The organism is Cupriavidus sp. FW305-F7, from assembly GCF_058782875.1.
Map to the genome: position 1 here is coordinate 11,138 of NZ_JBYSYC010000019.1, position 26,995 is coordinate 38,132.

Sequence of the window (26,995 nt, forward strand, 5' to 3'; positions counted from 1 at the left end):
TTGCAACGGGGCGCCACCACTTGCTTGGAAGTGCCATGACATGGCGTCGTGCCGCAGGTCCAGGCCAAGCTCGTTATCAAGTTCACACACCCATTACCTGCTACGCCGGCCCAGGAACCGGCGGCGATGTGGGCCCCAGACGCTTGAGCACATGGCTGAAAGCGCTAGGGCGCAAGACGGTAGATGCGATCGGCTGCTGCGCCAAATGCGCTTTGATCTGCATGTGCCAAACGATGGGAAGAAGTCGGGTCGCGGGAGTTTGACGTTGTGCCGAACGCCTGATGCAACTGCCGCATCGATCAACGCGATTTCGTTGGCGACCGGTTCGAGGGAGTTGCCATGCGCGATGAAGATCCGGTCGATGCCGCGCAGTGTGCGCTGGACGTTGGCAACCTGGCGGCCGCTGGCAACCTGATCGACGTCATTGAGCCCGAGGTATTCCGATACCAGCGAAGTTGCTGAAGTAGCAAGCATTGCACTGCTCGAGCAGATCGTCGCAACGTGCGTACCACCTGTCTGGTCCACGTGCGTGGACCAGATTGGTGGCAGAGGAGTGGGCGCGCCTACTGGCCGCGTAACGCATCAGCGCGTCGCAGCCCTGCGGAAATCCGACGGCGTGACGCCGGTCGCCTTCTTGAATGCGGTGCTGAAGTGCTGAGCGTGGCTGAAGCCGCAATCCAGCGCGACTTCAGTTGCGGTGCGATGAGGATCCAAGAGGAACTCTTTGGCCCGCTCGAGACGCAGACTGTACACAAAGCGCAAGGGCGTCTGCCCGGCACTTTCGCGAAAAGCCCGCATGAAATGCCGGGGACTGACACCGGCAACTTGCGCCAAGCCCTTGATCGTGAACGGCCTCGACAAGTCGGCCTCGATGTAGTCGATAACGCGCTGCAAGCTGCTAGGTGCGAGGCCGCCGCACGGGCGAATGGTGGCTGCCTGGCTGCCGTCGACCCGCGCCAGTAGGGCGAGTGCTTGCATTGCCCAGCCCTCGGCGAACAACCCGTAAAGGCTGTCCGCATTGCGCGCCTCACGGCATAGGACTGAAAGGCCACGTTGCAGATCTTCGTTGCCGAAGGCAATCAGCGGCCGATTGAAGTGGCAGCCGGCGTCGGAGGCAACGATCGGGTCGAGAAAGACCACCGTGTAGTCGAAGTGCGGGGCTACGTCGAACTCGCCTTCGACGGAAATCGAGGCCGGGAACAGAGCAAGGTTTGTTCCTTGTTTTATTCCCGAGTGGATGCGGCGGCCGTCGAGTTCCAGATGCAACTCTTTGAGGCCGTTCCGAAACCAGAACAGCGCGAGCCGCGGTTGACGAAAACGCCAAGAGATAGGCCCGGTCGCTCGGCGCGCGAGGACCTCAACATGTGTAGTGCGCGAGTCAACAATGGTGCCGGATACGAGTTCGCCCCCCACCTCTCGGTATTCAGCTTGTGAGTCTAGGTGACCATGCATTGCTTACCTCCGCTTCGACCTTGCTTCCGGCCTCATTGTGCGCGCGCCCCCTTGACCTCGCAAGCGAATCAGTGGGGTGAATACCCCTTATGGCGAGGGGGTCGCTGACGCACGGACGTCAACCGCGTTCGCTTTGCTCCCGCGCACCGTACACCTTGGCTCGACTCGTGCTGGTCTGAAGCAACGCCGATGCGATGAGCCAGGACAACGGGCCCGCGAGGGGCCCGTTGCATACTTTCAGATCACCGGCGTGTCCGACGGCCTGCCCATGCCCTTCGCCGCCGGCGCAGTGGCATTCAATGGTGCAATGGCCAGCGCGTTCTGACTCTGCTGCTGACCCATCTAGCATCGCACTTGCTGCTCAAGATGACAGTCCGCGCCCCTCCCCGCTAAAGCGGGAAATCCCGGGCCATCAGCAGGCGATCGAAGTGCGAAGGTAGATCCGCGACTTAGGTCTAGCCGATGGCGTCCCCACATCCCGTTGAAAGGCACTGCTGGCCGATTGCAGCGTCGGCCGCATCGGGCGCGCGTGATCTCGGCGCGCAGCCCCATGGGCCTGGCAACGCGGTTTGCTTGGGCAAAAACGTCGACCCTGTTCCTTCTCAGAATCTGACTTTCCCAATGCCCTTCAATTGCAGGATTTCTCGGGCTTCGTTCGGGCTGGCGATTTCGAGTCCAAGCCCCTCGATAATCTGCCGCACCTGCCGCACCTGCGCTGCATTGCTCTCGGCGAGCGTGCCCCGTCCAAGCCACAGGCTGTCTTCCAATCCGACGCGCACATTGCCGCCCATACTGGCAGACATTGCTGCAAGGCGAAGCTGATCCTTGCCTGCCCCCAGCACCGACCAGCGATAGTCATTGCCGAACAGTCGGTCGGCCGTCCGCTTCATGTGCAACACGTCTTCAGGATGCGCGCCGATACCTCCCAGGATGCCGAACACGGTCTGAACAAAGAACGGCGCCTTGACCAGACCGCGCTCGACGAAGTGCGCCAAGTTGTAGAGGTGGCCCACGTCGTAGCACTCGAATTCGAAGCGCGTGTCATTGGCGTCACATTGCGACAGGGCGTATTCAATATCCTTAAAGGTGTTGCGGAAAATCAGGTCACGACTGGCTTCCAGCGCTTCGCGCTCCCATGCATGTTTGAACTCCTTGAAACGCGCGAGCATCGGGAACAGCGCGAAGTTCATGGAGCCCATGTTGAGTGAAGCCACCTCGGGCGCAAAGCGCATTGACGGTTGAATGCGCTCCTCGATCGTCATATAGGGCGAGCCGCCACTGGTGATATTCAACACTGCATCGGTGCGTGCCATGATTTGCGGCAAGAATCGGCCGAATGCATCGGGGCTCTGGTCCGGCTTGCCCGTGACAGGATTGCGTGCATGAAGGTGAATGATTGCGGCGCCCGCTTCGGCCGCACCGACCGAGGCTTCGATGATCTCTTCCGGTGTGACCGGTAGATACCGTGACATTGAGGGCGTATGAATCGCACCGGTGACAGCGCATGTGATGATGACTTTGCTCATGATATGAAGCAGGAAATCCGCATCCGGGGGTCAGTTCGAGAGCCAGCGCGCCTGGCAAGCGATGCGTCGATGATTGCAAGCTTGAATCTGCTCTTGCCGGCTTTAGGGCGGGTTGACTTCATTAACTTGTCTCCTTTTATCTTCGGATCGAGGTTTTAGGATGCAGCGGGGCTGAGACCTCGCTCCCCATAGTCCGAGCATGGCGGGCGCTGAAACTAATGGCGCGGCGCACGCGCTCTTCGAGGCTCGTGGTTGGCGAACCTCCGGTCTTAGATTCACGACTCAGTTGGAGCGCACCCGGACCGCTGCGTGGATCGGCTCGAATCGCTCGGTAGTGCGGTCCGGCTGGCGGGTTCTGGGTCGCCCGCATGCAGATGCACGAGGGCTGCCCCATCCTCAGACGCGAGGGGCTTCGGGCAGGCGTTCACCGCCGCGCACGACGTATTTGGCGGGATACAGTGTGACCAGAACCTCGACTTCGTCCTCGGTTGCCCCGGTGCACGCGCTCCAGATCGAACTCACCTTTTTGGCCAGCGATAGCACGGCGCCGTCGCTGCGCCCATCACGTATGTGGCAGAAGATCAGCGTTTCGGAAGTGGGCTCTCCCGAACGGTAGGTATTCTCGGGCGTGGCCTCATGGAATACGACGCTAATCAAGTCGAGCGGCGAGAGGATGATCTCCCTAATCGCGCTCGTGAACTCGCTGGCGATCCTGGCTTTGACGCCAGCTTCGATTCCGACCTTACATTCGCAAACAATGATGGGCATGTTGTGTCTCCGTGAAAATGGGGCTGCTGAGGCCTCAGTGTCTCGGAACGTCGCCGCGGATGATTGCAACGGGGCGCCACCACTTGCTTGGAAGTGCCATGACATGGCGTCGTGCCGCAGGTCCAGGCCAAGCTCGTTATCGGCCGGGCCCGCCAGTGCGACGTATGTAGTGCCCTAAAACATTGCTCACGCGCTTGGCACCGCTAGACGCCCGGGCGCTGCAGGAGCGGCTGACGGCAGCGTTGGCACAAGCCGACAGCCTGTTGAGACAGATGCGCGAGATCAAGCTGGCCTTAGCGCAGTCACGGGCCAAATACGAGGCGCAGCAGGGCATCGTGGCCGACTTTCGCATCTATCTCGTGGCCAGCGAGCGACATAAAGGAGCACGTTATGTATGACTTAGGCTTATGTGTCATTTCCGGCTCCAGAGGTCGCCGGCCGAGCATCGGAAGGCACGCCTGCATTCTAGGTGGCTCATTGGCCTCTCAACGGTGACCCGGTCGTTTGCCCCCGTTTTGCGCGCCCTCCAAGACGCGCTGTATGACAGCATGGCAATGTGCGCGTTTTCCGGGATCGACCTGGGGTCAAAGCAGTGCCAGACGCGACAACCCTGCTCAAGTTTCGCCGCATGCACGTCGGGCATGTGCTGACGCGAAAGCTGTTCGACTAGCCTCGTATTCGATCTCCCTTGCGTAACTGTCCATCAAAGCGGGGTAAACCCACAGTATCCACGGCCGTCGTGGCATGAGCGCTGGCATGCGCAGGAAGTGAGGCGATGCGGTGAGCCAGTTTCCTCTCTGGGTCTGTTTCCGGCCAGCAAGCGACGTTGGTCATCGCGATCACCGAGTCATTCGAATGTCCGCTCCCTAGTGACAAGGGACTTTGGCCCGCCAACGACACACCCTCACTTTCATCGGCCGAGCGGCTGTCCCGGCTTATCTGATTGAGAATGGTGAGCAGCGTCCTTTCCAGGCAGCACAGATCTTTCGCTTCACATTGGGCTGTCTGGCCTGCCTGGGGAGCACGTTCGGGTCCTTCAGCTCTTTAATGGAGGCCACCGGGCCTTCAGCAGGCAGCACGGGTCTTGTGGGTCGGCAACCCAATCCCTTGCGCACGGCACTCCGGACCACGGTTATGGACTAGGGGAAGGCGCTGAAGGCCGGCGTCGTGATTGACGATGTCGCCCACCAAAATCTCACTCCATCGGGACCGTCTGGCACGGCCCAACGTAGAGACAGCGTCTGTTGGTTTCCCACCCACATCACGGTAGTCGAATCGTCGCCTATCGCTCCCCGTGGGCCCAATCCGTGGCGACGTACGCACACCAAGACACTGGCACGCGACATGCGATACGACTAGTGAGCAAGGGACACGGCAACTCGCTACATCCAATGCTCACTAACTCGACCTGAGCAAAGGAGCTTCATCATGGCTACCCAAACCAACGAACGCGCGACCATTGTCATTCATGACCTGCCGGCCATCGAAGTCCTGGATTGCGTCGAAATGTCCGCCATCAAGGGTGGCCAGATCGACCAGCGCCTCGCAGACTACATCCAGAACGTCTATCAGTACACCCATGACTGGGCAGGTGGCGCCCGCCCAGTCCCGAAGTACTGACCGCAGCGCCTTGCCGGCCGACTTCTTGCCATCGTGCGTTGGTCGGCCGGCATCCTATTGGCGATGTCGGCGCCGGCAGCGCCTATCAGCAAATGTGCATCAGCCCGGCGGGGTGATGCCGCCGTGGCCCATGCGCGTTCCTTCGGCGGCTACTCCGTAGCTTTTTGTTTTCGAGTCGCGCCTAGCGACCGGCCTGGCTTCTGGCGGCTCCTATCCTGTCAGCGGACATTAATCTCAGCGCTGTCAAATGACAGAGAAGGGTCGTTCTGAGACGGATGCTCACAAGATCTCCAGCGGCGTGAATCCCGCTTGCGTAAAGGTCTGAAGCGACCGAACGGACGAAATCCTCTCGGCTGGCCAGGGCAGTGATTGAGGGGGTTCGAATTGCCGAGAGCCAGAAGCCCAGTTAGCTGACGGTCACTGCCTCAGCGCGACGCCGCATCGCATGCTATATGGCGCGGAGAGATATGCGTAGCGGGTACGACCTGCGCCTGAGGCGCGTTGCGCCCCGTACCCCAGTCTCAGGCCCCCGACCTGCTCAGCAACACGGGATCATTGCGATAGAGATCGGGAAAGATCTGCTTCAGGTTGCCGATCTTGGGAAGGTCGTTGATCACGATGTATGGGTGGCGCGGATTCTTCGTCAGGAAGTCCTGGTGATAGGCTTCCGCCGGGTAGAACCCTTTGTAGTCCTCCAAGCGCGTCACAATCGGTGCGCGGAACGACTTGGCTGCCCCAAGCTGGGCGATATAGGCCTCGGCAATCGCACGATGCGCCGGCGTGACCGGAAAGATCGCGGAGCGGTATTGGGTGCCGTGATCGGGCCCCTGGTAGTTGAGCTGGGTCGGGTTGTGTGCCACCGAGAAGAAGACCTGCAGCAGCTTGCCGTAGCTGACTTGCGCCGGGTCGTAGCGGATCTCGACGGATTCCGCGTGGCCCGTCGTGCCTGAGCCTACCTTCTCGTACTGCGCCGTGCTGGCCGCGCCGCCGGCATAGCCTGATGTCACACGCGTCACGCCACGTACGTGCTGGAATACGCCCTGGACTCCCCAGAAGCAACCGCCAGCAAACACGGCCGTCGCGGCGTGGTCATCACCGGGCTTCTCGTCCTGCGAGGGGGCGGGGATGCGTACCGCGTCCTCGGCGGACAGTGCGGGCCGCCCCCAGATGGCGGCAACGGCCACCAGCATGACGACGCCCATGAGCTTAAGCGCGGTGGCGTGTGTCCAGCGCTGCAGTGCTGCAATCGCGTTCATGTTAGGTTCCTTGGGTTCGAAGGGTTAGCCAAACGTGAAGGCATAGGCCTCCACGCCGGGATCGAGGAATTCGATGGCAAACGTGCGGTCCCTGATCTCGCCGTCCTGCCGCACCAGTTGGTAGAGGCGCTGGGCGGTGACCTCGCCGGTTCCATCCGGTGCGGTGTCGGTGCCGTGCGACGTGCCTGGCTCGGCGCCGTCGATCGTCACGCGGAACCTGACCGGCTTGTCGTCCTGGGCCGGACCGAGCACGAGGTGCAGATCGCGTGCGTGGAAGCGGTAGACGATGCGTCCGTTCGGGCGGTCAAGCGTGGCGCGCTCCGCGCCGATGCGCCAGTTGCCGGCAAGGCCCCATTGATTCAGGTCGGGCTTCGCGGGCGCCGTGTAGTCCTTGGGCCGGTCATGCGCCGCGCCGCCAGGCGAGCCGAAGTTCTCCGCGCGTTCGTATCCAACATAGGTCTCCGGCGATCGTATCGCACCGTTGTCCGCCGCCATCTGCACCCCACCGCCGGTCTTGTCGTTCAACGTGGCCGGCATGGCCATCGCGATCTTCGCCACATCGGCGTGGCCGGCTTCCTCCAGCAGTTGGCGAATCACGGCTTCCGAGTGTTCGTATTCACCTTCGCCGAAATGGTGGAAGCGAATTCGGCCCTGCGCGTCGATGAAGTAGTGCGCGGGCCAGTACTGGTTGCCGAAGGCGCGCCAGATGGCGAAGTTGTTGTCAATCGCCACAGGATAGGTCACGCCGAGCTCGCGGGAGGCCCTTTTCACGTTGTCAATATTGCGCTCGAACGCGAATTCCGGTGCGTGGACGCCGATGACGACGAGCCCCTCGTCCTTGTACTTGTTGGCCCACGCCTTCACGTAGGGCAGCGTGCGCAGGCAGTTGATGCAGGAGTAGGTCCAGAAGTCGACCAGCACGACCTTGCCGCGCAGGCCCTCGGCGGGCAGCGGCGGGGAATTCAACCATTCGACGGCACCGTTGAGTCCCGGGAACAGACCTTCGACCGGAAGCGCCGCTGCCCTGCCCCCGGCACGTATCATCATCGCGCCGCCATTGGCGTCGCCCGGCACCGGGCCTTTCGAATTCGCGCTCATCATCATCGTGCCGTCCTGCTTCTCGGCGGCCTTGTTGCCGGCCAGCCTGTTGACGAGGTGCTCCTCCAGTCCGCCCGTGGCGATCGTCGAGACACGCGCCAACACGCCGGTATCGAGACCTAGCCCGATCGCCACCACGCCGACGAGCATGGCGGCACCAATGCCGCGGCGTATCCATTCGCCAGTGTCGAGCGAACGCTTCATGGCCGCGAACACCCGTCCCCCGATCAGCAGGGCCACCGCCAGTGACGTCGCCGCGCCAGCCGCATACGCCAGCAGCAGCAGCGTGGTACCAAGGTTGGCGCCTTGCAGTGCCGCGCCGGTCAGGACGAGGCCCAGGATCGGTCCCGCGCAGGGCGCCCAGAGCAGCCCAGTGGCGATGCCCAGCAGAAACGACGAGGCCGGGCTGGCTGCACGGCCATCGGCTTGCGCGAAGTTGGACAGGCGGCTGCCTGCGCTGACCAGCGGGCGCATCAGCCGCTCGGCAAGCTGAGGTAGCAGCAGCGTCAGGCCGAACACGGCCAGCAGCGCAATGGCGAGCCAGCGTCCATACTGGTTGGCTTGCGCCACCCGGCCGCCGCCCACGGCGGCCAGCGTGGCCACCAGCGCAAAGGTGATGCCCATGCCGGCCAGCAGCGGCAGGCCGCTGCGCGCGAAGGGCTGGTCCGCGCGTGCGAATACGAACGGCAGTACGGGCAGGATGCAGGGGCTCAGGATGGTGAGCGCACCGCCGAGATAGGCAAGGATCAGGAGCAGCATGGTTCTGTACGTGTCGACAGGGAGGGCTTCACGGGAGTCGTCAGGCGGCGGGCCGGAATGTCATGGCGACCCCGTTCATGCAATAGCGCAGGCCGGTCGGCTTCGGGCCATCGTCGAAGACATGTCCCAGGTGACCGCCGCAGCGCCGGCAATGGACCTCGGTGCGCAGCATGCCGAGGGTACGGTCCTCGGTGGTACCCACGGCATTCTCCAGCGGTGCCCAGAAGCTGGGCCAGCCGGTCTCGCTGTCGAACTTGGTCTTCGAGGAGAACAAGTCGAGCTCGCAGCCAGCACAGGCAAAGATGCCGTTGCGGTGCTCGCCGTTGAGCGGGCTGCTGAAGGGTCGCTCCGTGCCCTCGTTGCGCAGCACGGCGTACTGGGCCGGGGACAGCTTCCGGCGCCACGCCTCGTCGCTCATGGTGACCTCGAAGCGTTCCGCTACCTTGCGGGTCTCGCCAGCAATCGCCGCGCCGCCGGCCAGCGCACGCCAGCCGCCCATGGCGGCAAGCGTGGCGGCCAAGGTGCCGCCGGACAATAAAAAGCGCCTGTTGATGCGCATGATGGCCTCCTATGCAGGTGAGGGCGGCGCAGGTCTGGCAAGCACTTCCGCTGGCTGTTCCTGTCGCGCTTACTGCTGCATTTAAGGTGACCGGTGTATCTGGCCTGTAGTGCCTTGCGACGCGGGTTGTCAGCGCAAGTAGCTAGACTCCAGCTTGATACACAGCGATACAAGAATCCGATGGGACCGCCCTGCATGTGACGCCGGCACGATGTAGCGGCCGCCGGTCATCCGCGGCCGCATGATGACGATTCTGGCCCTTTTCGGAGTGGCCGTCTCTACAGGCCAGCGGCTCCCTTCGGCTCGCCCGGAATCTCTTCAGTGAAGTGACTGTTGCCTCGAATCGAGCAACCACTCCAGTTCCTGCACCTTCAACGAAATTGGAACATCAGAACATCCCTTATGTCCGTTCGTTGCCGGTTCGTGTGGTCGGCGGGCTACGGCCTGAGCCGGCCAAGAGCGGGCGCTGGGGATCGGCAAAAATCAGTCCGTTGAGCAGCCGCGAACGGTCATTCGGGCCGCGCACGGGGACAGTCTAACGCTACCGATTGACGGAAAATCTACCACTCCGGCCGTTCGGCGTTGAGTCGCTGGACGGCAGAGACGGGTCCGAAGTCGCTTCTGGCGCTGCAGAGTCCGGTCCCAAATGGTCAGCGGGTCGAGACCGGCCAGAAGCGGCCTGTACCTCGCCATCAAGGCCTCTAGCTCACTAATGGCGGCTTCCAAGCTTGGAGGGACATCAATTTGGCCGGCCAAAAACGCCCCACTCCACCGAGCGGGGGCGTCTCCCTGTTTAATCCCTGTCAGCCTACCGGATTGCGTGCCATGACGATCCACGCCGCGCCGTTGATCATCACCGACCGCTCGCCGGGGAGGCCCGCGAAGGCGGCACGAACTGCGGCCGAGGCGCGGGCGCGGATGTCGTCGGGCTGATCAGCGAGCGCACGCGACAACGGGCCGACCTCGAGTGTCATCTTCACCGCGTCGTCGATCGCAGCGTCCCGCGTCCCGCCCTCGCCGAACGGGACGGAAGCGTCGAAGGGGGCGATAGCAATATCGGTGAAGCCAGCCGCCGTCAGGATGCGTGCCACGCGCCCCCGGTCGCCGAAGGAAAACGGGCCGGGCGCTTCGGGATCGGGCAGCGCGCTCGGCGGGACGATGCCCTTGAGCGCGCCCATCGGCAGGCGCACCCAATCGTTCTCGGCCGCGCCGCGCCAGCAGACGAAAGCGACCCGCCCGCCGGGCCGGAGCGCGCGTCGCATGTGGGCGAACGCCGCTATCGGATCGTCGAAGAACATCACCCCGAAACGCGAGAACAGGATGTCGAACGCGGCCTCGGGCAGCTCTGCGCTGCTGGCGTCGGCCACCTGAAACAGGGCCGGCGTATCCCGTTGCGCAAGCGCGCGCGCTCGGCCGATCAGCGGTTCGGATATATCCACGCCCAGCACTTGGCCCCCTGCGCCGACGCGGGCTGCGAGAGCCAGACTCGACGCGCCCGCGCCGCAGCCGATGTCCAGCACGCGCTCACCCGTCGCAGGCGCGGCGGCTTCTATCGCGGCCTGGCCGAACACCGCCACCATAGCGTCGAGCCGGGCCTGGTTGGCAACCCAGCGCTCCCCGCTTTGACCGTTCCAGTCACCGACCTGATCGGCACTTTGCTCTGCCATGTCATCTCCTTGACTCGACGATCCGTCCTTCACCGCGCCGATCTACGCCAACCTTTTCGAAGGCGACGACGCAACGGGAGAAAGGAATCTGTGCTCTCAAACAACCATCGACTGCTGGGCGAAGATACCCGCCATCGCGCCCTGCGATGATGCCTGGGTGACCGAGGGCAAGAAGGGCGTGGCGAGGTCGCCAGCGGCGTAGATGCCGGGGATGCTGGTTTGGCGGCGCTCGTCGACTTTGAGGACGATGCCAGTGGGCGTATCGACCGTGGCAAGGCCCAGTGATTCATGCAGGCTTGCGGACGGTTTGTTGCGCGGATGGGCGAACAGGACGTCGACCGCGACATTGCGGCGGGTATCGAGATTGACCGTGGTGATATGGCCCTTGTGATGGGCGATCTCGACGATCCGGCCATCGACGACAGGTATGTTGCGGCGCGCCAGATCGGCCTGGATATCGGCCGCAATGTCATGACCATCGGCGAAGACAGTCAACTTGTCAGTCCAATCGCGGAACAGCCTGGCAGACTGGTGCGACTGTGGGCCGGACCAGACGAGGCCCCAATGCTGGCCGGCGACTTCAAAGCCGTCGCAATAGGGGCAGGGCACGATGGACGTGCCCCAGCTTTCGGCAAAGCCCGGAACATCAGGCATCTGGTCGGCTACGCCATAGCTCAGGATGAGGCGGCGCGCCCTTAGGCTTTCGTGATCGTCAGTGACGACGCAGAAATCGTCGATGGCACCAGACACGCTCTCGGCCCGAGCATTGACCAGCCTGATCGTTGGATAGCGCGCGAGCTGCTGTCGCGCCTCGACTAGGATGTCCAGCGGCGGCTTGTGATCGTGGCCGAGCAGGCCATGCGAGTGGCCGGCAAAGCGGTTGCGCGGCCGGCCGGTATCGAGAACGGTGACCTTGCGGCGCGCACGGCCGAGCTGCAGGGCGGCGGCGAGGCCGGCAAAGCTGCCGCCGATGATGATGACGTCATTCATGGTGATGGGCTCCGTGTTGTGGATAGAGGGGTGGCTAGGCCTGGTGCGCAATAACGTCCGGAGATAAGCGCTTGAGACGGTCAGCGAGCAGGGCTTCGGCATTGGCAGAAAGTTGCCCATGGCTATTGACCGGCTGGACAATGCCGCATTCGTTATCGCCGGGCGGCCCGGGGAAAGCTGATTTGGACAACCGGTTGGAACCTACCCTTGGCTTGCACATTTTCGATACTCCGTGGTATCGTAGTGCAAGAATTTGAATACTGTCAAGTACTGGAATTTTCGTGACCGAAAACAGCCAGGGCCGGCGCGGTCGGCCCGCCAACGAGGCGCTTCGCCAAACGATAGTCGACACCGCCTGCGAACTCTTCGTGGAACTGGGTTTTCAAGCGACGACCATGGACAAGGTCGCCCAGCGGGCGAAGATATCCAAGCTAAGCATCTATCGGCACTTCGAGAACAAGGAGGCGCTGTTCAGCGCGGCCATGGTGGCCCGCTGCGAGCAGTTTGCACCGCAGGCTCTTTTTGAAGGCGTCGACGGTTCGGCCGAAGATCAGCTCATGGCGGTGGGGTCATCCCTGCTTCGCACGCTGTTGAGCCCGGACGTCCGCAGTGTCGAAGCCATGGTTTTGGCCGACAAGACGAATCAAAAGTCGTTAAGCAAGCTCCATTACGAAGCCGGCCCCGCCCATGTCATCGCCCAAATCGAGGCCGTGTTGCGCCAGTTGCACGCGAAAGCGATTCTGAACGTACCCGATGCTCTCCAGTCCGCCCGCTTGTTCGCCGCGCTTTTCAAAGGATCCGATCTCCTGCTTATCGCCCGCTTCGACGAGGCGAGAGCAGAGGACGACAACGAAATCGAATCCTATTGCCGGTCGGCCGTCGCCATGTTCATCGCCGCGCACGGTGGCATCTAAAGATGCCATCGCGGCCGATGAAGAACACGCAGCAGTTGCATACGCTGTTCGCCCTGAGCAACCTATGGATGATGCGTGGACGACTGATGGGCGAGGCCGCATGAGCGCAAAAGCCGTCCGCGCGGGCAGGCAGAGGCCGCTTTACACACGATAGCGGCCGCTACTGCGGCCCAAGTGGAACGACAGAGAAGGGTCGCAAAGAGACAGTGAGCGACCGGTGCGGGGCAGTCCAACGAATTCGCGCTTCAATTCAGGTCAGTCTCGCTATTTCCGGTTCTCATCCGAACGAGCGCGGACCGAATTGGACGCTAAGTCGTTGATTTTTCGGAGAACGCAGTCTCGAGAATTCCGATTCCTCACAGCAACAATGCGGGCGGGCTGGCGAATGTGCTCGAAAAATCGCTGGGCGGGGCCAAAAAAGGCGGCAATGCCCCGTTGATGGAGGTGTACGAGTACGCCGAGCCCGTCACGCAGCGCGGCCTGGTCTTCATGGATACGCCGGGCTATGACCCGGTGGCCGCCACCGGGCAGATCGCGGGCGGGGCGAACCTGATCTGCTTTACCACGGGCCGGGGCTCGTGCTTTGGTCCCGTGCCGGCCCCGACAATCAAGCTGGCGAGCAATACGCCGATGCACGTGCGCATGAAAGCGGACATGGACATCAACTGCGGCCCGATCATCGACGGGGACGCCACGCTGGAGCAGATGGGCCAGGAGATCTTCGCCCGCATCCTGCAGCATGCGTCGGGCACGAAGACCAAGAGCGAGGCGCTTGGCGTGGGTGAGCACGAGTTCGTGCCCTGGCCTGTGGGCGTGACGGTCTGAGGCCAGCGCGCCGCCTACCCGCGCGCAACGCAGAACAGGCGGCCCGAGAGCGGCGCGGAGCGCAGCACATCAGGCGCCACCGGTCGCCGGGCGCTGGTGATGTAGAGCCGGCCGCCCTTGTGCCCGCCAATGGCGACGCCGGTCGGGTAGGACACCGGCAGCGCGAACCACATCCCACCGGCGGGCGTGCTATCGATAGTCCCCCAGCACCGTCGCTCGCGTGAATTCCTCGATATTGTCCAGAAGCGCGTCGAGTGCTTCCCCTGCGCCGTCGACATCGCCGCGCGCAATTGCCGCGGCCACGGTGGCGTGCAGCTTCGACATCGTTGGCAAGTCTGCCGCCTCCTTGTAGTGCAGATACCAGAAGCGGCGCGACAACCCATGCATCAGCCGCATCGACCCTTCGGCAAACTCGTTACGGGCGGCAACCAGGCACAACTCATTGAATTCCCGGTCCGCGCGCACGAAGGCCACGTCGTCGCCGCTACGCGATGATTGCTCGAATTCCTTCGCCAGGCGCTTGAAGTGGTCGCGCTGCTCGGCAGTGGCGCGGCGTGCGGCGCAGCGGCAGATCAGCCGCTCTACCTCGCGGCGCGTCTCCAGCAAGCGAAGCTGCTTGCCCACGTCGATGGGCGCAATCAGCAGGCCGCGCTGTGGCAGCACCATGATCAAGTGTTCACGCGCCAGGCGCTGGATCGCCTCCCGGATCGGCGTGCGGCCGATTCCCGTCATCTCGCTGAGTTGCAACTCCGATACGGAGCTACCCGGCGCCAGCTTCAGCGTCACGATTGCCTCTTCCATTTGCTCGTACGCCAGGTCAGTCAGCTTGCCCCGCAGTCCTGGGACCTCTTCAGGCTCTTGTACTGGCGCAGAACGGGTGCGCGTGGCGGATTTTAAGGTCATGGCCGAGATCTGGATGCACGGAGAACCCATTGTATATGAGCCGTACGCATCTTCTGTGCGCGCTGTATTTCGCCCTTGCTTCTCGTAGCCTTTCTGCTACTATCCCACTAATATATTAGATGTGTACCGGAGGGCGCCGTGGCGGACGATGATGTCGTAGTCGTGGGAAAGGGGCCGATCACCGTGGTGGCCATACATGGGATTCAGGGCACACGGGGCGCCTGGCTGCCACTCGCACGCCAGTTGGCAGACCGATGCACGTTCATCCTGCCAAACCTGCCCGGCCGGGGCCGGGCGAGGGCACCCGCCAATGCGCACGACTGCACGCTGGACGCCTACGCCCGCGAGCTGGGCCGGACGATTGCCCGCCATGTTGATGGGACGTTCGTGCTGGCGGGGTGGAGCATGGGGGTGTCCGTGGCATTGGCCTATCTGTCGCAGGCCCGCACGACGGCCGCGTGGCCGTCGCCTACCGAGTTGCTGTTGGTTTCGGGCACGCCGCACCTCGACCGGGTGGCCTGGTTCCCGCCGTCGTCACCCGATGCGCTGCTGGAAGCCATCGCGGCACGCGAGCAACGACTCGGGCTGCGCGAGGCCGCCAACCATCGCGCCGTGGCATGGACCTGGAACGCGATCCGGCGGACGGATCAGCGCTGCGAGCTGGCTCACATCACGTGCCCCGCGCTTGTCCTGCACGGTAGCGAGGACTCCGACTGCCCGCTGACTCACGGCGCGATGCTAGCCGACGGTATTCGTGGCGCCGAATTTCACGTTCTGCAAGGCGCTGGCCACAACGTGCTTACCGAACGCACCGAGGACATGGCCGCGTATCTGCGCAAACAATGGCCGCGCCCGGCAGCAGCGCACGGCTCCAGACCATCCCGACAGGAGACATCATGAGAGTGGAGGACCTTATCTATTTCTGCGCGCCAGCGCGTCTGATCATGGGCGCCGGCAGCCGCGCCCAGTTGCCTGCGCTGTTGCAGCGTCTCGGTTATCGCTGCGGCCTGCTGGTCACGGATACGTTCTTCACGTCTGCCACGCCATGGGTCGATGAACTTGTCGCTGCCGCTCGCGCGCACGGCGTGGAACTGACGGTCTATGACGGCGGCATGCCGGATCCCACGACCACGCTCTGCGACACAGCCACGGCAGCCATTCGGGCGCAGGCAGGCAGCGTGCCTTTCGATCACGTCATCGCACTGGGCGGGGGCAGCAATATCGATCTGGCCAAGGCCCTTTGCCTGACCATGCCCGGCGGCGAACCGATACGGAATTTCATTGGCACGATCGAAAGCGCCACTTACATCCTGCCGCTGGTTGCGCTACCCACCACCGCCGGCACGGGATCCGAAGCCACGCCCGGGGCGATCCTGATCGACCCGGAGAACGCCACCAAGGTCGCCGTCATGGACAACCGGCTGAGATCCGCCGTGGCATTGATCGATCCCGAGTTCACCTACACTTGCCCGCAGCGCGTCACGGCCGATGCGGGAATCGATGCGCTGACCCACGCGATCGAGTCATACCTGACGCTCGACGCCGCCCGTTTCGACCGAGGCGGGGACGCCGATCCGGGCTACAGCGGTCGCAATGCCCTGACGATGTTGTTCGCGCATGAATCGATACGCCTGTGCTGCCAATATCTGTTACGCAGCTACCAACGCGGCGACGACACCGAAGCGCGCATCGGGATGAGCCATGCGAGCCTCTATGCCGCGTTGTCGTATGGCAGTGCCGGCCTGAACGCGGTGCATGGCATCGCCTATGCCGTGGCGGGGCTGACGCATCGCTCGCACGGCACGACCAATGCTGTGATGCTGCCATACGTGCTCGATGCCCTGCGCGATGTGCGTGGCGACGAGATGCTTGCCGTCGCGAGGCTGTTTGGGATCGAGGAGCCCGACTCGGATAGGGCCGTGGCGCGCCTGCCCGTCGTGATCCGCGATCTGGTCCGTGACCTCGGCATTCCCACGACCCTGCAGCAATGCGGTATCGCGCAAGACGACTTGGAGACGCTGGTGAAAGATGCCCTTGGTGTGGCGCGCCTCGCCAAGGCATTTCCCGTGCCGGACGTGCCGGAGCGCTATGCCGCCATCGTCCGGCATGCCTGGCATGGCAATCTCCGCCGAAGCCCCAGCTATCTCCCCACGCCGCGCGGCATAGCGCTGCATTGAGCGATGGATTGAACGATGGATTGAACGATGCCGCGCCGCAGCGGCATGGTGTAAACAATGGCTTGAATATTAGAAATGTCCAACTAACATATTACAAAAGCGCGCCGCAAAGAGTGCGCTTCACCTACACAGGAGACAACCATGGATATGTCAGCAGGCGCCCTCAGGCTGGAGGCCGGCGTAGCGGCGCGGCTGGAACGATTGCCAATGACGGGCTATCAGCGCTCGTTGTTCGGCATCATCGCCACCGCGTGGTTTTTTGATTCAATGGATCTCGGCCTCATGACCTTCGTGCTCGGCTCGATCAAGGCCGAGTTCGGCCTGACCGCCGCACAGGCCGGCATGCTCGCCAGCTCAAGCTTCCTGGGCATGTTCGTGGGTGCCGCCATCGCCGGCCTGCTGGCGGATCGCTTCGGCCGCAAGCCCGTATTCCAGGTCAGCATGATCTTCTGGGGCGTGGGCAGCCTGATGTGCGGGCTGGCTGACAACGTCACGACGCTGATGCTTTACCGCGTGCTGCTTGGCTTTGGTATGGGCATGGAGTTCCCGATCGGCCTGTCGATGGTGTCCGAAATCGTGCCGGCCAAGAGCCGCGGCAAGTATGTGGCCATCCTGGAGGGGTTCTGGCCGATCGGCTTCATCGCCGCCGGCGCGCTGACTTATTTTGTGCTGCCGATGATTGGCTGGCGCGGCATCTTCATCGCACTGGCCGTGCCAGCGGTATTCGTGTTCGTGGTGCGTCGGATAGTGCCGGAATCGCCGCGCTGGCTCGAGGATGTGGGACGCAAGTGCGAAGCCGACGCCGTGATGGCAGGTATCGAACAGCGCGTGGAGCGCGCCTGGGGCCGCGCGTTGCCCCCCGTCGCGACGACCTACCGGAGTGCGCCATCCGCTAGCCGCAAGGCACGTTTCATGGAACTCTGGTCAGGTCCCTATGCGCGCCGGACGATCATGCTCTGGTCGGTCTGGTTCTTCGCACTGCTCGGTTATTACGGCCTGACCACCTGGCTCGGAGCGCTGCTCCAGCAGGCCGGCTATGCGGTGACCAAGTCCGTGCTTTACACGGTCTACATCTCGCTGGCTGGTATTCCCGGGTTCATGTTCTCGGCATGGCTGCTCGAGAAATGGGGTCGCAAGCCAACCTGCGCGCTGATGCTGCTCGGCAGCGCTGTGGCCGCATATGCTTACGGACAGGCGGCGGTGCACAAGGTGCCGGTGGAGCAGTTGATCGCCGCCGGGCTGTGCATGCAGTTCTTCCTGTTCGGCATGTGGTCGGTGCTCTATGCCTACACCCCGGAACTCTATCCCACGCGCTCGCGCGCCACCGGCTCCGGCTTTGCCTCGTCGATTGGCCGCATCGGTTCGCTGGCGGGGCCCTACCTGGTCGGCGTGCTGCTGCCGGTGACCGGGCAGGGCGGGATTTTCACACTGGGGGCGATGTCCTTCGCCGTGGCAGCGGCGACGGTGCTGATGCTCGGTGTGGAAACACGCGGCAGGGCGCTGGAGGAAGTCTCTCAATAACGATTCGCCAGCGCGGCCAGCGCGCCGCGGCTGAGAGCCCCCTGTGCGACAGGGGCATTTTTTGGATCTTGGCCTTTTTATATCCAACTAATATGTTAGTGAGAGGGCTTTTACCGGAGATGCAATCATGATGACTGAACGCCAACGTCAGTTCAGGGAGCAGTACGAGGCCGACATCAGCCCGCTCTACAACGGGTTGCTGCACATCACTGTCATCTATGGCGTGGGCATCGCCGCGCTGTACTGGGCGATCCATCGCCTGCACGACGTTACGTGGGAGTGGGCCTTGATCCTGCCGGTGTTTCTGGCCGGCAACTTCGTCGAATGGTTCATGCACCGCTACGTCATGCACCGCCGGATCGACGTCTTTGCCCTGCGCGCGATCTACGAACGCCACACGCGCCAGCATCACCAGTACTTCACCGATCAGGAGCCCACCATCGATACGACGCGTGAATTCCGCATCGTGTTCTTCCCGTGGCGCGTGCTGGCGACGCTGGGCGTGGGCGGCGGTGCGCTGGGCTATGCGGCGTCCCTGATCCTCAACGCCAACGCCGGCTACTTCGTGTTCATCACGATGGTGGCCCAGTACCTGGTCTACGAGACGTTCCATTACTGCTGCCACGTGCACGACAACTGGTTCGTGCGCAACATGCCATTTATCAACACTATCCGGCGCCATCACACCGCCCATCACAATATGGGCATCATGATGAAGTACAACATGAACCTGACGTTCCCGATCGCGGATTACATCATGGGGACCTCGGACCTGCGCCGGGGACTGATCGGGCATCTGTTCAACGGCTACAGCGAAGCGCACGTCAAGGAAGAGCTGAAGCCGGTAATCCAGAAGTTCCGCACGGACCATTCGCGCGTGACGCTCGACGGACCCCTGCTGGACGACGAGGAGCGCCGCGCGATGGTTGCGTGACCCTCTCATGAAAATGGGGATGGTCCTGCGCTATCGCTGCTGGGTCTCCCCTAACCACTCGAACGCTTTGCTAACGACTGTCCGAATCTCTGCAAGGTTGGGTCACTCGTTGATCAAGGTCAAATCGACCGAAAGTGGCCGAATGCTGCCGTGGTTTGCCACTCCCGGCAGGTGGCCGAGCCGGGCAAGCCGCGACATATTGCCGAACCGATGGCGGGCTCGATCATCACCGTGGCAGTCCAGCCGGGGTAGCGCGCGGCCTCGAGCACTGCTGGCCGGCGCTGGAGGCGATGAAGATCGAGACTCATATTGCCGTCGATAGCGATTGCGAGGTCGCCGCCGTACATGTGCGACAGGGATATCGGGTGGCCGCAAACGGGTTATTGATAGAGTTGAAATGGCCAGATTGACTCTGACAATGAGACCTCGTGTCAAGCTGGGGCGACATGAAGATGCACTGTTCAGATGCGGCTTGGTCGCTTATACGCGCTCTGTCTTAATGCGCCACGCCCCCTCGGCATAGGCTGGGCGCGCTGGGCGAATTGCTTTCTCAGCCGGTGGAACGCAAGAAGGGCGCCCGTTCGAGCGTTCCGCGCCTGGCGGCACTTCACAAAGCATCGCCGACATTCGCCTCGGATGGCGAAGCTACAGCGCAAATCGTAACCGCATCGTTCTATCTCGGTGTGACGCTGTTGATTGTGGCTGGGGCGGTTGCCCTGATTGCTTCGTTTCAGTTTCACCGCTTTGCACCCTCTGCGGCCGCGACCGCTAATCAAAAAACCCTCTGCTTTAGCGGTCGGTCAGGCGCGCTCCCAAAACATAAACTCATCGTTGATCTACGGGGTGAGTGTCTCAAGCTGCCATGCGACCTACGGCCGTCGCTCGCGTCGCGCGCGTCACCGGGATCTACGGATTGGGATCGTCGTAGGACTCAAAATAGAATCTCATTGCGCCCCGAAACAGAACTGCGGAAACTCCACCGATTAGAAAAGGAATGCCCCGGAAGGCAACGACATCAACAATGAAATACATCACGGCAGCCACAATAGACGCCGTCCCGAAATGATTCCATCCTTCGACGAGCAATGCCGTGTTAGCCGCTGCACCAATGTTGGCAAGGACAACGAGCAAGGCTCCGAGCCAGAATGAAAGCCACGGTGAGCTCACAAACACGATGTGATTGGCAAAAGCCATACCGGCAATGAACGATGGCAAGGCGAAATGGATAAAAGCGAGACGCCCAAGTTGTGAGATGTCCCCATACGCTTGCGGGCCGCGCCTGAATCCCGCATCGAGGAGAGGCAAACTAATGACGGCAGTAACGGCGAACCAGAGTCCACCTGCAATTGCCACCGCCCAAGGACTGGCCAGCCAGTTCATGCTCGGGAAGCGATCGCGGGCGTCGGAAAGTTTCGTGTCAGGCCTCATCAACGGTCTCCCGTTCCTTCTTTATCCAAACCGAGAGTCTGGGTGCCTTAACTAGCTCGCTCATATGCATTTCCCGAAACGGCCGGTCCGGCCAATGAGAAACGTATCACCGACCAGCAGCCGTAGGCTAGAAGCACGACGAGGCGGTGTTACGCGGGTGCGACAGCACAGACCGGAGTGACCGCTCATGGCCGCAAACGGTCCACCGCCGGCCGCCAGCAGCCGACCCTCCCCGAACTCAGGTGTGTAAGACACCTTGATTGGGCACCAACTAGGCACTCGTGTTACTTGCGACTTCAGGCACCAACTCATGAAGTCGAGAAAGAACGAGTCGTGCCGCCCGGGACAACGGATGATGTCGCGTGACGCCCATGGCAATGATCCGTGGCAAGCGCGGCTCGACAATCTCGACGGCGGACAAGTGCCCGGTGGCAACTTCGTGATCCACCGCGAGGATTGGAAGTATTGTCAAAGCGCCACCCGAAAGCGCAACCTCCTTCATCGTATTCAGCGATTCGACTTCCAGCGCCACATCCAGCGAGATGCCGAGCTGACGCGCGTGCTGGTCGAGAATCGATCGCAGCCCGTTGGGGGCCGGTGGCAGGACAAGCGGCAGGCCACCGAGCTTGCGGAACGGCACCGTCGCCGCCCCGGCGAGCGGATGCCCGGGCGCGCAGATCAGGTAAGTGGCGACCTCAGCAAGCACGTCTTCTCCCTGGCGGGGCCCGGGACCATAGCGGTTGATGACCGCCAGGTCCAGATGGCCCGATTCCAGTTCCTCGTCGAGTTGTCCGCTGAAGCCTTCGGCCACGCGCAGCCGGACACCGGGCGCCGAAGCGCGCAGATTCTCGAACAGCGCCGGTATCAGGCGCGGCGCCATTGACGGCAGCACGCCGATCCTCACCTGTCCGAACGGGACGCCCGCCGCGTCCTTGACCTCATCGCGCAGCCGTGCCGACTGGGCCAGCAGCAACTGGACATGCGGGAAGACCCGCTGGCCGAATTCCGACAGCACCACGCCTCGGCCGGTTCGTTCGAACAGCCGGTCGCCCCATTCCGCCTCGATCTGCGCAATCGCACGGCTCACCAGTGACTGGGCAATCCCCTGCGAGCGTGCCGCACGTGACAGCGATCCCACTTCGGCCACCAGTGCCACGGTTTCGAGCTGTTTCAGGTTCACACTGGTACTCCATCCAAAAAGTCGATATCAGATATCGATGATTCTACTCTTTTGAGTTGGCTCAGGACTCCATACACTGAGGACATCCCTCCCTGCAGAGAGGGCTTACGCAACATTTGGAGACAACATGCCGTGCTTTTCCGCTGTGCTTCGCGCATTCCGGCGGCCGTTATGCGCCTTGTTGGTCGCTGCCACCCCGGCGGCTTTCAGTGCCGCCGCTGCCGCCTCGACCGGCTATCCCGCCAAACCGATCCGCCTGGTCGTGCCGTTTCCGGCCGGCGGACCCACTGACGCGATGGCGCGACTGATCGGCCAGCACCTGTCGCAACAGCTTGGACAGCCAGTGTTGGTCGACAACCGCGGCGGCGCCGGCGGCACCATCGCCACCGAGGCCGCCGCGCAGGCGGCACCCGACGGCTATACGCTCTTCTTTTCCACCACCGGTACCATGGCCATCAACCCGTGGCTCTACCGCTCGCTGAAGGTGGACCCCCTCAAGTCGTTCGATGCCGTGGGCTCGGTGGCGTCCACGGTCAACGTGCTGGTGGTGTCGAACAACCTGCCGGTCGGCAATATCAAGGAACTGATCGCGCTGGCAAAGCAGAAGCCGGGCACGCTGACGTTCGGCTCAGCCGGCAACGGCAGCTCCAACCATCTGTCCGGCGAACTGTTCAAGTCGATGGCCGGCATTGATATCGTCCATGTGCCGTACAAGGGCTCGGCCGCGGCGTTCACTGACCTGCTTGGCGGACGCATCTCGATGATGTTCGACACGGTATCCAGCCAGGGGCAGTACATCAACGCGGGCAAGGTCAAGGCGCTAGGCGTGACCGGCGCGACCCGTTCGGAAGCGCTGCCCAGGGTGCCGACGATTGCCGAGGCCGGCCTGCCGGGCTTCGACGTGACGATCTGGTTCGGCCTGTCGGCGCCGAAGGGCACCACGCCGGACGTGATCCGTCGCCTGAACAGCGAACTACAGGCCGTGCTGGCGCAGGTAGACGTGCAGAAACAGCTTGCCGCGCTGGGCGCCCGGCCCCTGCCGGGAACGCCGGCCGAGTTCTCGAAACTGATCCAGCATGACGCGGGCAAATGGTCGCCGGTGGTCAAGGCATCGGGAGCGACCCTTGACTGAGACCACAGCAACCTTCGACGCCCTGTTCTCGCCCGCATCGGTGGCCGTCATCGGCGCCTCGGATAACCCCAACAAGGTGGGCGGACGACCGATCCACTACATGCGCACCTTCGGCTATGCGGGCGAGGTGTTTCCGGTCAACCCGGCGCGCGAGGTCATCCAGGGCTATCGTGCGTACCCCGATCTTGATGCGATCGGCAAGGCGCCGGACGCCGTCGTGATTGCAGTCTCGGGCGAAGCCACGCTTGGGCAGGTGCGCAAGTGCGGCGCCGCGGGCGTCAAGGCTGCCGTCATCATGGCGTCGGGTTTTGCCGAAACGGGCGAGGCGGGACGCCAGCGGCAGCAGGAACTGGTGGCCGTGGCCAATGCCAGCGGCATGCGGCTGGTAGGCCCGAACGCGCAAGGCACGGCCAATTTTGCCAGCGGCGCGGTGCTCAATTTCTCGACGATGTTCATGGAGGTGGCGCCCCAGGACGGCCCGATCGCGATCATCAGCCAGAGTGGCGCAGCGAGCGTCATGCCTTATGCATTGCTGCGCCAGGCTGGCTACGGCGTGCGCTACCTGGTGGCGACGGGCAACGACGCCGATCTCGACGCCTGCGCGATGACCGCAGCCGTGGCGGCGGACCCCGATGTGCGGTTGATCCTGGTCTACCTCGAATCGGTGTCCGACCCTGCCCAGCTTGCCCGCGCGGCGGAAGTGGCCCGAGCGCGTGGCGCCAGCATCGTGGCGATCAAGGCCGGCAACAGCCAGCGCGGTGCCAAGGCGGCGGCCTCGCATACCGGTGCGCTGGTCGGCAACGATGCCGCGATCGATGCCTTCCTGGCACGTCACGGCATCTGGCGTGCGCGTGACATTGGCGAACTGGTCCGCGCGGTGCCGCTGTATTTGCAGCAGCGCGCCCCGGGGCAGGGCCGCACGGTCGTGATGAGCCATAGCGGTGCGGTGGGTGTGATGGCGGCCGACCTGGCCGAACGGCACGATCTGCCGCTGACCGAACTCCAGCCGGCAACGCTGCGCGAACTGGGCGCGATCCTGCCCGAGTTCGGCACGGCCAGCAATCCGCTCGACATGACAGCGGCGCTGCTGGGCAAGGCCGACATGTTCCCGCGCGTGCTCCAGGCGCTGGGCGCCGATCCGCAGGCCGACATGGTGATGGTTGGCATTCCGGTGGCGGGTCCCGGCTACGACGTCGAGGCACTGGCGCGCGACGCCGCCGCCTTCAGCGCGGGCCAAGCCAAGCCGTTGGTGGCCAGCGCGACGCAACAATCGGTCCGCGAGGTCTTCGTGCGACACGGCGTGCCGGCCTTTGTCACCGAAGCCGATGCCGTTGCAGCGCTTGCGCAGTATGTCGCGCATCATCGGCTGGCCGCGGCGGCAACGGTGACGGAGACGGCGTCGACCTGGCCTGACGCGCAGCGCCTCAACGGCAGCGGCTTGCAGGACGAAGCCCGTAGCCTGGCCTTGCTCGCCGAAGCCGGCGTACCGATCGTGGCGCACCGACTCTGTGACAGCGTGGATGCGGCGGTAGCGGCGTTTGACGCGCTCGGCGGGGTGCCGGTGGTGGTCAAGGGCTGTGCGGCGGACGTCCCGCACAAGAGCGAGCACGGCCTCGTGCAGCTTCGACTGACCGATGCCTCCAGCGTGGCCCGGGCGGCGCAGGACTGCCTCGACACGCTGCAGCGGCTGGGCGTGGAATCGCCACGGGTAATTGTGGCGACGATGGTCAAGGGCCGTCATGAGTTTGCGCTGGGGGTCTCGGTCGATCATGTGTTCGGGCCGCTGGTGATGATCGGGGAGGGCGGCACACTGATCGAACTACGCAAGGACGTTGTGACCCTCCTGGCGCCGTTCACGGCCGAAGACGTCAAGGCGGCCTGCGCAAGACTGCGCCTGGCGCCGCTGTTCGATGGCTATCGCGACATCCCGGCGCTTGATCTCGACGCGCTGGCAGCGTCCGCAGTGGCGCTCGGCGACTGGGCATTGTGTCACCGTACTGCGCTGGCATCGGTGGATATCAACCCGCTGATGGTGATGGCTGCCGGCGAAGGGGTCATGGCGGTCGATGCCGTGGTGGAACTCAAGTGGAATTGAACATGGAAACTGTACGCGTCGAACGGGATAACGACATTGCCATCGTCACGCTGAACCGCCCGACCAGAATGAATGCGGTCAATGACGCCTTGCGCGGCGAGTTGATCGAAGCCCTTGGCCGGCTCAACGCCGAGCCTTCGGTGCGCGCCGTCGTGCTGGCCGGTGCCGGCGAGCGGGCGTTTTGTGCCGGACAGGATCTTGATGAGGCGGCCACGGTGACCTGGCAACAGCTCGTGCCCTGGCTGAATCGGCAACGGGCGATGTACCAGGCCGTACGCGACCTGGACAAGCCCTGCGTGGCCGCCGTGCGGGGTGTGGCGGCAGGCGCGGGGTTCCAGCTTGCGCTGTGTGCGGACTGGCGGCTGGCCACAGCAGACAGTCGCTGGGGGCAGCCGGAGGTCAAGGCAGGCCTGGCGAGCATCGTCGGATCCTACCTGATGGCGCTGCACGTGGGGCACACCCATAACGTGCAGATGTCGCTCTCGGGCGATCTGGTCAGTGGCCAGCGCGCCTTCGATATCGGTCTGGTGACGGCACTATGCGGCGAGACCGAACTGATGGCGCAGGCGCTCGCGCAGGCCAGATCGCTCGCGGCGCTGCCGCCGACCGCCGTGCGCCTGTCCAAGCAGCGCTTTCGCGCCATGACGCAGCCGGGATTCGATGACGCCTGTGTCGCCGGAATCCGGGCGCAACTCGAATGCTATGCCGACGGCGAACCGCAGCGCGTGATGGCTGCGTTCCTCGACAAACGCAACACAAGGGAGTCGCAGTGAAGCAATTTACCCAACATTATATAGACGGCGCACGTCGCCCGATTCGAGCCGGCGAGTCAATTCGCGTCTACGATTCGGCGACCGAAGCCCCGTTGGCCGATGTCAGTCTCGGCACCGCGGGCGATGTGGCCGAAGCCGTGGCGGCGGCCGCGCGGGCGCAGCCTGGCTGGCAGGCGCTGGGCGCAGCCGGACGGGCGCCGTATCTGCGCGCGCTGGCCGACGCGCTGGAAGACTGCGCGGCGGAGCTGGCCAATGAGATCTCGCGCGAAGTCGGCATGCCGCTGAAGCTGTCGCGTCGGATCCAGGTCGATGCACCAATCGCGGCGTGGCGCGCCACGGCGGCGCTGGCGGACACGTTCGCCTTCGTCCGGACGATCGGCAATTCCCGCGTGACGCTGGCACCGGTCGGGGCGGTAGCCGCTATTACGCCGTGGAACTACCCGCTGCATCAGATCACGGCCAAGGTGGCGCCAGCGCTGCTGGCCGGCTGCACGGTGGTGCTGAAGCCGTCAGAGCTGGCTCCGGCCGTAACCGAACGGATGATGGCCGCGTGCGAGCAGACGAAGCTGCCGCCGGGCGTCCTGAATCTCGTGTTGGGCGGCGCGGCGGTCGGCGAGGCGCTGGTATCGCATCCCGACATCCAGATGGTGTCGTTCACCGGCTCCACGGCTGTCGGCCGCAAGGTCGCCGCGCAGGCGGCCGGCGACATGAAACGTGTGTCGATGGAACTGGGCGGGAAGTCCGCGTCCGTCGTGCTGCCGGGCGCGGATCTCGCCAGGGCGGTCAAGGCGACGGTCAACTCATGTTTCCTCAACTCGGGGCAGACTTGCAGCGCGACTACCCGGCTGATCGTACCCCGCGAGGACTACCCGCAGTGCCGGCAACTGCTGGCGGAGGCGGCAGCAGCGATGATGCTCGGCGATCCCGCCGATGGCGAAACCCGGATCGGCCCCTTGCTATCGGCGCGGCAGCGTCAACGCGTGCAGGCGCATATCGCCGAAGCGGAGCAGGCAGGCTTTGATCGGATCGCCGGCGGTGTCGATGTGCCGGTGCCGGCGACCGGCTATTTTGTCGCGCCGACCATCTACGGCAACGTCGCACCCGACAGCCGGCTGGCGAATGAGGAGGTCTTCGGACCGGTGCTGGCGGTGCTGTGCTATGACAGCGTCGACGAGGCGATCACCTTGGCCAACAGCACGCGCTACGGGCTGGCAGCAAGTGTCTGGGCTGCCGATGACGGTGCTGGCGAAGTGGTCGCCAACGGGCTGCGGGCAGGGCAGGTGGACGTCAACGGCGCCCGGTTCAATCCTGCAGCACCGTTCGGCGGCTTCGGCATGTCCGGCGTCGGGCGGGAAGGCGGCGTGTATGGGCTGGAGGAGTTCCTGGAACCGAGATCCGTTCAGCTCCCTTAGTACGAC

The 26,995-nt window shown here is 63.6% G+C and carries 24 protein-coding genes and 4 pseudogenes; 16 read left to right on the forward strand and 12 right to left on the reverse strand.

Features of this window, described 5'->3' with window-relative positions; translation table 11 throughout:
* Positions 1 to 339: 339 nt before the first annotated feature.
* On the forward strand, positions 340 to 462 hold the full coding sequence (locus AC3WL8_RS18660) for a hypothetical protein (protein WP_492378537.1): 123 nt from the start codon (positions 340 to 342) through the stop codon (positions 460 to 462).
* Between the two features lie 120 nt (positions 463 to 582).
* Here AC3WL8_RS18660 and AC3WL8_RS18665 read toward each other — a convergent pair whose 3' ends face one another.
* The 3 genes from AC3WL8_RS18665 to AC3WL8_RS18675 form a co-directional block, all read right to left on the reverse strand.
* Positions 583 to 1,452, reverse strand: a complete 870-nt coding sequence (locus AC3WL8_RS18665; RefSeq protein ID WP_492378538.1) for an AraC family transcriptional regulator — start codon at positions 1,450 to 1,452, stop codon at positions 583 to 585.
* 602 nt (positions 1,453 to 2,054) lie between these two features.
* Complete coding sequence (gene kce / locus AC3WL8_RS18670; protein WP_492378539.1) at positions 2,055 to 2,978, reverse strand: 3,5-dioxohexanoate:acetyl-CoA acetone transferase; 924 nt, start codon at positions 2,976 to 2,978, stop codon at positions 2,055 to 2,057.
* Positions 2,979 to 3,374: 396 nt separating this feature from the next.
* The gene (locus AC3WL8_RS18675; protein WP_492378540.1) at positions 3,375 to 3,746 is read right to left on the reverse strand and encodes a tautomerase family protein; all 372 of its coding nucleotides are present in this window, start codon (positions 3,744 to 3,746) and stop codon (positions 3,375 to 3,377) included.
* 194 nt (positions 3,747 to 3,940) lie between these two features.
* Between AC3WL8_RS18675 and AC3WL8_RS18680 the strand changes: the two genes are divergently transcribed.
* The 3 genes and pseudogenes from AC3WL8_RS18680 (at position 3,941) to AC3WL8_RS18690 (ending at position 5,366) form a co-directional block, all read left to right on the forward strand.
* Complete coding sequence (locus AC3WL8_RS18680) at positions 3,941 to 4,144, forward strand: hypothetical protein (protein WP_492378541.1); 204 nt, start codon at positions 3,941 to 3,943, stop codon at positions 4,142 to 4,144.
* Positions 4,145 to 4,270: 126 nt separating this feature from the next.
* Positions 4,271 to 4,413 (forward strand): annotated as a pseudogene (locus AC3WL8_RS18685) (IS5/IS1182 family transposase); the annotation flags it as partial.
* 761 nt (positions 4,414 to 5,174) lie between these two features.
* Positions 5,175 to 5,366: a hypothetical protein gene (locus AC3WL8_RS18690; RefSeq protein ID WP_018310244.1), complete on the forward strand. Its 192-nt coding sequence runs from the start codon at positions 5,175 to 5,177 to the stop codon at positions 5,364 to 5,366.
* A gap of 521 nt (positions 5,367 to 5,887) precedes the next feature.
* Here AC3WL8_RS18690 and msrA read toward each other — a convergent pair.
* The 5 genes from msrA to AC3WL8_RS18715 all read right to left on the reverse strand — a co-directional run bounded on the left by msrA (position 5,888) and on the right by AC3WL8_RS18715 (position 11,695).
* Complete coding sequence (gene msrA, locus AC3WL8_RS18695; RefSeq protein WP_013958648.1) at positions 5,888 to 6,622, reverse strand: peptide-methionine (S)-S-oxide reductase MsrA; 735 nt, start codon at positions 6,620 to 6,622, stop codon at positions 5,888 to 5,890.
* A 24-nt stretch (positions 6,623 to 6,646) separates the two neighbouring features.
* Positions 6,647 to 8,479 carry a cytochrome c biogenesis protein DipZ gene (locus tag AC3WL8_RS18700; protein ID WP_492378542.1) on the reverse strand — a complete coding sequence of 611 codons (1,833 nt, stop codon included), beginning with the start codon at positions 8,477 to 8,479 and terminating at the stop codon, positions 6,647 to 6,649.
* A 40-nt stretch (positions 8,480 to 8,519) separates the two neighbouring features.
* A complete protein-coding gene (gene msrB, locus AC3WL8_RS18705; RefSeq protein ID WP_492378543.1) occupies positions 8,520 to 9,038 on the reverse strand; it encodes a peptide-methionine (R)-S-oxide reductase MsrB in 519 nt (172 codons plus the stop codon).
* A gap of 803 nt (positions 9,039 to 9,841) precedes the next feature.
* Positions 9,842 to 10,705: a class I SAM-dependent methyltransferase gene (locus tag AC3WL8_RS18710; protein WP_013958645.1), complete on the reverse strand. Its 864-nt coding sequence runs from the start codon at positions 10,703 to 10,705 to the stop codon at positions 9,842 to 9,844.
* A gap of 96 nt (positions 10,706 to 10,801) precedes the next feature.
* Positions 10,802 to 11,695 carry an NAD(P)/FAD-dependent oxidoreductase gene (locus AC3WL8_RS18715; RefSeq protein WP_013958644.1) on the reverse strand — a complete coding sequence of 298 codons (894 nt, stop codon included), beginning with the start codon at positions 11,693 to 11,695 and terminating at the stop codon, positions 10,802 to 10,804.
* Positions 11,696 to 11,976: 281 nt separating this feature from the next.
* Here AC3WL8_RS18715 and AC3WL8_RS18720 point away from each other — a divergent pair, with 281 nt between their 5' ends.
* The 3 genes and pseudogenes from AC3WL8_RS18720 to AC3WL8_RS18730 all read left to right on the forward strand — a co-directional run.
* Positions 11,977 to 12,609 (forward strand): TetR/AcrR family transcriptional regulator, encoded by a 633-nt coding sequence (locus tag AC3WL8_RS18720; protein ID WP_013958643.1) that lies wholly within the window; start codon positions 11,977 to 11,979, stop codon positions 12,607 to 12,609.
* Positions 12,597 to 12,713, forward strand: a pseudogene (locus tag AC3WL8_RS18725) (IS5/IS1182 family transposase); the annotation flags it as partial. The gene AC3WL8_RS18720 and the pseudogene AC3WL8_RS18725, both read left to right, overlap by 13 nt.
* 253 nt (positions 12,714 to 12,966) lie before the next feature.
* Positions 12,967 to 13,434, forward strand: a pseudogene (locus AC3WL8_RS18730) (altronate dehydratase); the annotation flags it as partial.
* A gap of 14 nt (positions 13,435 to 13,448) precedes the next feature.
* Here AC3WL8_RS18730 and AC3WL8_RS18735 read toward each other — a convergent pair.
* Both AC3WL8_RS18735 and AC3WL8_RS18740 read right to left on the reverse strand, forming a co-directional pair.
* Complete coding sequence (locus tag AC3WL8_RS18735; RefSeq protein ID WP_492378544.1) at positions 13,449 to 13,607, reverse strand: hypothetical protein; 159 nt, start codon at positions 13,605 to 13,607, stop codon at positions 13,449 to 13,451.
* Between the two features lie 16 nt (positions 13,608 to 13,623).
* On the reverse strand, positions 13,624 to 14,337 hold the full coding sequence (locus AC3WL8_RS18740) for a GntR family transcriptional regulator (RefSeq protein ID WP_492378545.1): 714 nt from the start codon (positions 14,335 to 14,337) through the stop codon (positions 13,624 to 13,626).
* Positions 14,338 to 14,475: 138 nt separating this feature from the next.
* Between AC3WL8_RS18740 and AC3WL8_RS18745 the strand changes: the two genes are divergently transcribed.
* The 5 genes and pseudogenes from AC3WL8_RS18745 to AC3WL8_RS18765 form a co-directional block, all read left to right on the forward strand.
* Positions 14,476 to 15,237 carry an alpha/beta fold hydrolase gene (locus AC3WL8_RS18745; protein WP_492378546.1) on the forward strand — a complete coding sequence of 254 codons (762 nt, stop codon included), beginning with the start codon at positions 14,476 to 14,478 and terminating at the stop codon, positions 15,235 to 15,237.
* Positions 15,234 to 16,514 (forward strand): iron-containing alcohol dehydrogenase, encoded by a 1,281-nt coding sequence (locus AC3WL8_RS18750; protein WP_492378639.1) that lies wholly within the window; start codon positions 15,234 to 15,236, stop codon positions 16,512 to 16,514. Before AC3WL8_RS18745 ends, AC3WL8_RS18750 begins: the two co-directional genes overlap by 4 nt.
* A gap of 141 nt (positions 16,515 to 16,655) precedes the next feature.
* Positions 16,656 to 18,035: an MFS transporter gene (locus AC3WL8_RS18755; protein ID WP_492378547.1), complete on the forward strand. Its 1,380-nt coding sequence runs from the start codon at positions 16,656 to 16,658 to the stop codon at positions 18,033 to 18,035.
* A gap of 127 nt (positions 18,036 to 18,162) precedes the next feature.
* Complete coding sequence (locus AC3WL8_RS18760; protein ID WP_492378548.1) at positions 18,163 to 18,969, forward strand: sterol desaturase family protein; 807 nt, start codon at positions 18,163 to 18,165, stop codon at positions 18,967 to 18,969.
* Positions 18,970 to 19,128: 159 nt separating this feature from the next.
* Positions 19,129 to 19,379: pseudogene (locus tag AC3WL8_RS18765) on the forward strand (biotin/lipoyl-containing protein); the annotation flags it as partial.
* Between the two features lie 496 nt (positions 19,380 to 19,875).
* Here AC3WL8_RS18765 and AC3WL8_RS18770 read toward each other — a convergent pair.
* Positions 19,876 to 20,397: a hypothetical protein gene (locus AC3WL8_RS18770; protein ID WP_492378549.1), complete on the reverse strand. Its 522-nt coding sequence runs from the start codon at positions 20,395 to 20,397 to the stop codon at positions 19,876 to 19,878.
* Between the two features lie 271 nt (positions 20,398 to 20,668).
* Positions 20,669 to 21,577 carry a LysR family transcriptional regulator gene (locus AC3WL8_RS18775; protein WP_492378550.1) on the reverse strand — a complete coding sequence of 303 codons (909 nt, stop codon included), beginning with the start codon at positions 21,575 to 21,577 and terminating at the stop codon, positions 20,669 to 20,671.
* A gap of 127 nt (positions 21,578 to 21,704) precedes the next feature.
* Between AC3WL8_RS18775 and AC3WL8_RS18780 the strand changes: the two genes are divergently transcribed.
* The 4 genes from AC3WL8_RS18780 to AC3WL8_RS18795 are packed head-to-tail and all read left to right on the forward strand — an operon-like array spanning position 21,705 to position 26,989.
* On the forward strand, positions 21,705 to 22,709 hold the full coding sequence (locus AC3WL8_RS18780) for a Bug family tripartite tricarboxylate transporter substrate binding protein (RefSeq protein WP_492378551.1): 1,005 nt from the start codon (positions 21,705 to 21,707) through the stop codon (positions 22,707 to 22,709).
* Positions 22,702 to 24,804: an acetate--CoA ligase family protein gene (locus AC3WL8_RS18785; RefSeq protein ID WP_492378552.1), complete on the forward strand. Its 2,103-nt coding sequence runs from the start codon at positions 22,702 to 22,704 to the stop codon at positions 24,802 to 24,804. The genes AC3WL8_RS18780 and AC3WL8_RS18785 overlap by 8 nt, the downstream gene beginning before the upstream one ends.
* Before the next feature lie 2 nt (positions 24,805 to 24,806).
* Positions 24,807 to 25,577 (forward strand): enoyl-CoA hydratase/isomerase family protein, encoded by a 771-nt coding sequence (locus AC3WL8_RS18790; protein WP_492378553.1) that lies wholly within the window; start codon positions 24,807 to 24,809, stop codon positions 25,575 to 25,577.
* The gene (locus AC3WL8_RS18795) at positions 25,574 to 26,989 is read left to right on the forward strand and encodes an aldehyde dehydrogenase family protein (RefSeq protein ID WP_492378554.1); all 1,416 of its coding nucleotides are present in this window, start codon (positions 25,574 to 25,576) and stop codon (positions 26,987 to 26,989) included. The genes AC3WL8_RS18790 and AC3WL8_RS18795 overlap by 4 nt, the downstream gene beginning before the upstream one ends.
* Positions 26,990 to 26,995: the final 6 nt, after the last annotated feature.

Coding starts and splice junctions, on each gene's coding strand:
- AC3WL8_RS18660 (WP_492378537.1), top strand. CDS start 340: ATGCGCGATGAAGATCCGGTCGATGCCGCGCAGTGTGCGCTGGACGTT.
- AC3WL8_RS18675 (WP_492378540.1), bottom strand. CDS start 3,746: ATGCCCATCATTGTTTGCGAATGTAAGGTCGGAATCGAAGCTGGCGTC.
- AC3WL8_RS18770 (WP_492378549.1), bottom strand. CDS start 20,397: ATGAGGCCTGACACGAAACTTTCCGACGCCCGCGATCGCTTCCCGAGC.
- AC3WL8_RS18710 (WP_013958645.1), bottom strand. CDS start 10,705: ATGGCAGAGCAAAGTGCCGATCAGGTCGGTGACTGGAACGGTCAAAGC.
- AC3WL8_RS18690 (WP_018310244.1), top strand. CDS start 5,175: ATGGCTACCCAAACCAACGAACGCGCGACCATTGTCATTCATGACCTG.
- msrB (WP_492378543.1), bottom strand. CDS start 9,038: ATGCGCATCAACAGGCGCTTTTTATTGTCCGGCGGCACCTTGGCCGCC.
- AC3WL8_RS18755 (WP_492378547.1), top strand. CDS start 16,656: ATGGATATGTCAGCAGGCGCCCTCAGGCTGGAGGCCGGCGTAGCGGCG.
- AC3WL8_RS18665 (WP_492378538.1), bottom strand. CDS start 1,452: ATGCATGGTCACCTAGACTCACAAGCTGAATACCGAGAGGTGGGGGGC.
- kce (WP_492378539.1), bottom strand. CDS start 2,978: ATGAGCAAAGTCATCATCACATGCGCTGTCACCGGTGCGATTCATACG.
- msrA (WP_013958648.1), bottom strand. CDS start 6,622: ATGAACGCGATTGCAGCACTGCAGCGCTGGACACACGCCACCGCGCTT.
- AC3WL8_RS18790 (WP_492378553.1), top strand. CDS start 24,807: ATGGAAACTGTACGCGTCGAACGGGATAACGACATTGCCATCGTCACG.
- AC3WL8_RS18700 (WP_492378542.1), bottom strand. CDS start 8,479: ATGCTGCTCCTGATCCTTGCCTATCTCGGCGGTGCGCTCACCATCCTG.
- AC3WL8_RS18715 (WP_013958644.1), bottom strand. CDS start 11,695: ATGAATGACGTCATCATCATCGGCGGCAGCTTTGCCGGCCTCGCCGCC.
- AC3WL8_RS18750 (WP_492378639.1), top strand. CDS start 15,234: ATGAGAGTGGAGGACCTTATCTATTTCTGCGCGCCAGCGCGTCTGATC.
- AC3WL8_RS18735 (WP_492378544.1), bottom strand. CDS start 13,607: ATGTGGTTCGCGCTGCCGGTGTCCTACCCGACCGGCGTCGCCATTGGC.
- AC3WL8_RS18760 (WP_492378548.1), top strand. CDS start 18,163: ATGATGACTGAACGCCAACGTCAGTTCAGGGAGCAGTACGAGGCCGAC.
- AC3WL8_RS18740 (WP_492378545.1), bottom strand. CDS start 14,337: ATGACCTTAAAATCCGCCACGCGCACCCGTTCTGCGCCAGTACAAGAG.
- AC3WL8_RS18780 (WP_492378551.1), top strand. CDS start 21,705: ATGCCGTGCTTTTCCGCTGTGCTTCGCGCATTCCGGCGGCCGTTATGC.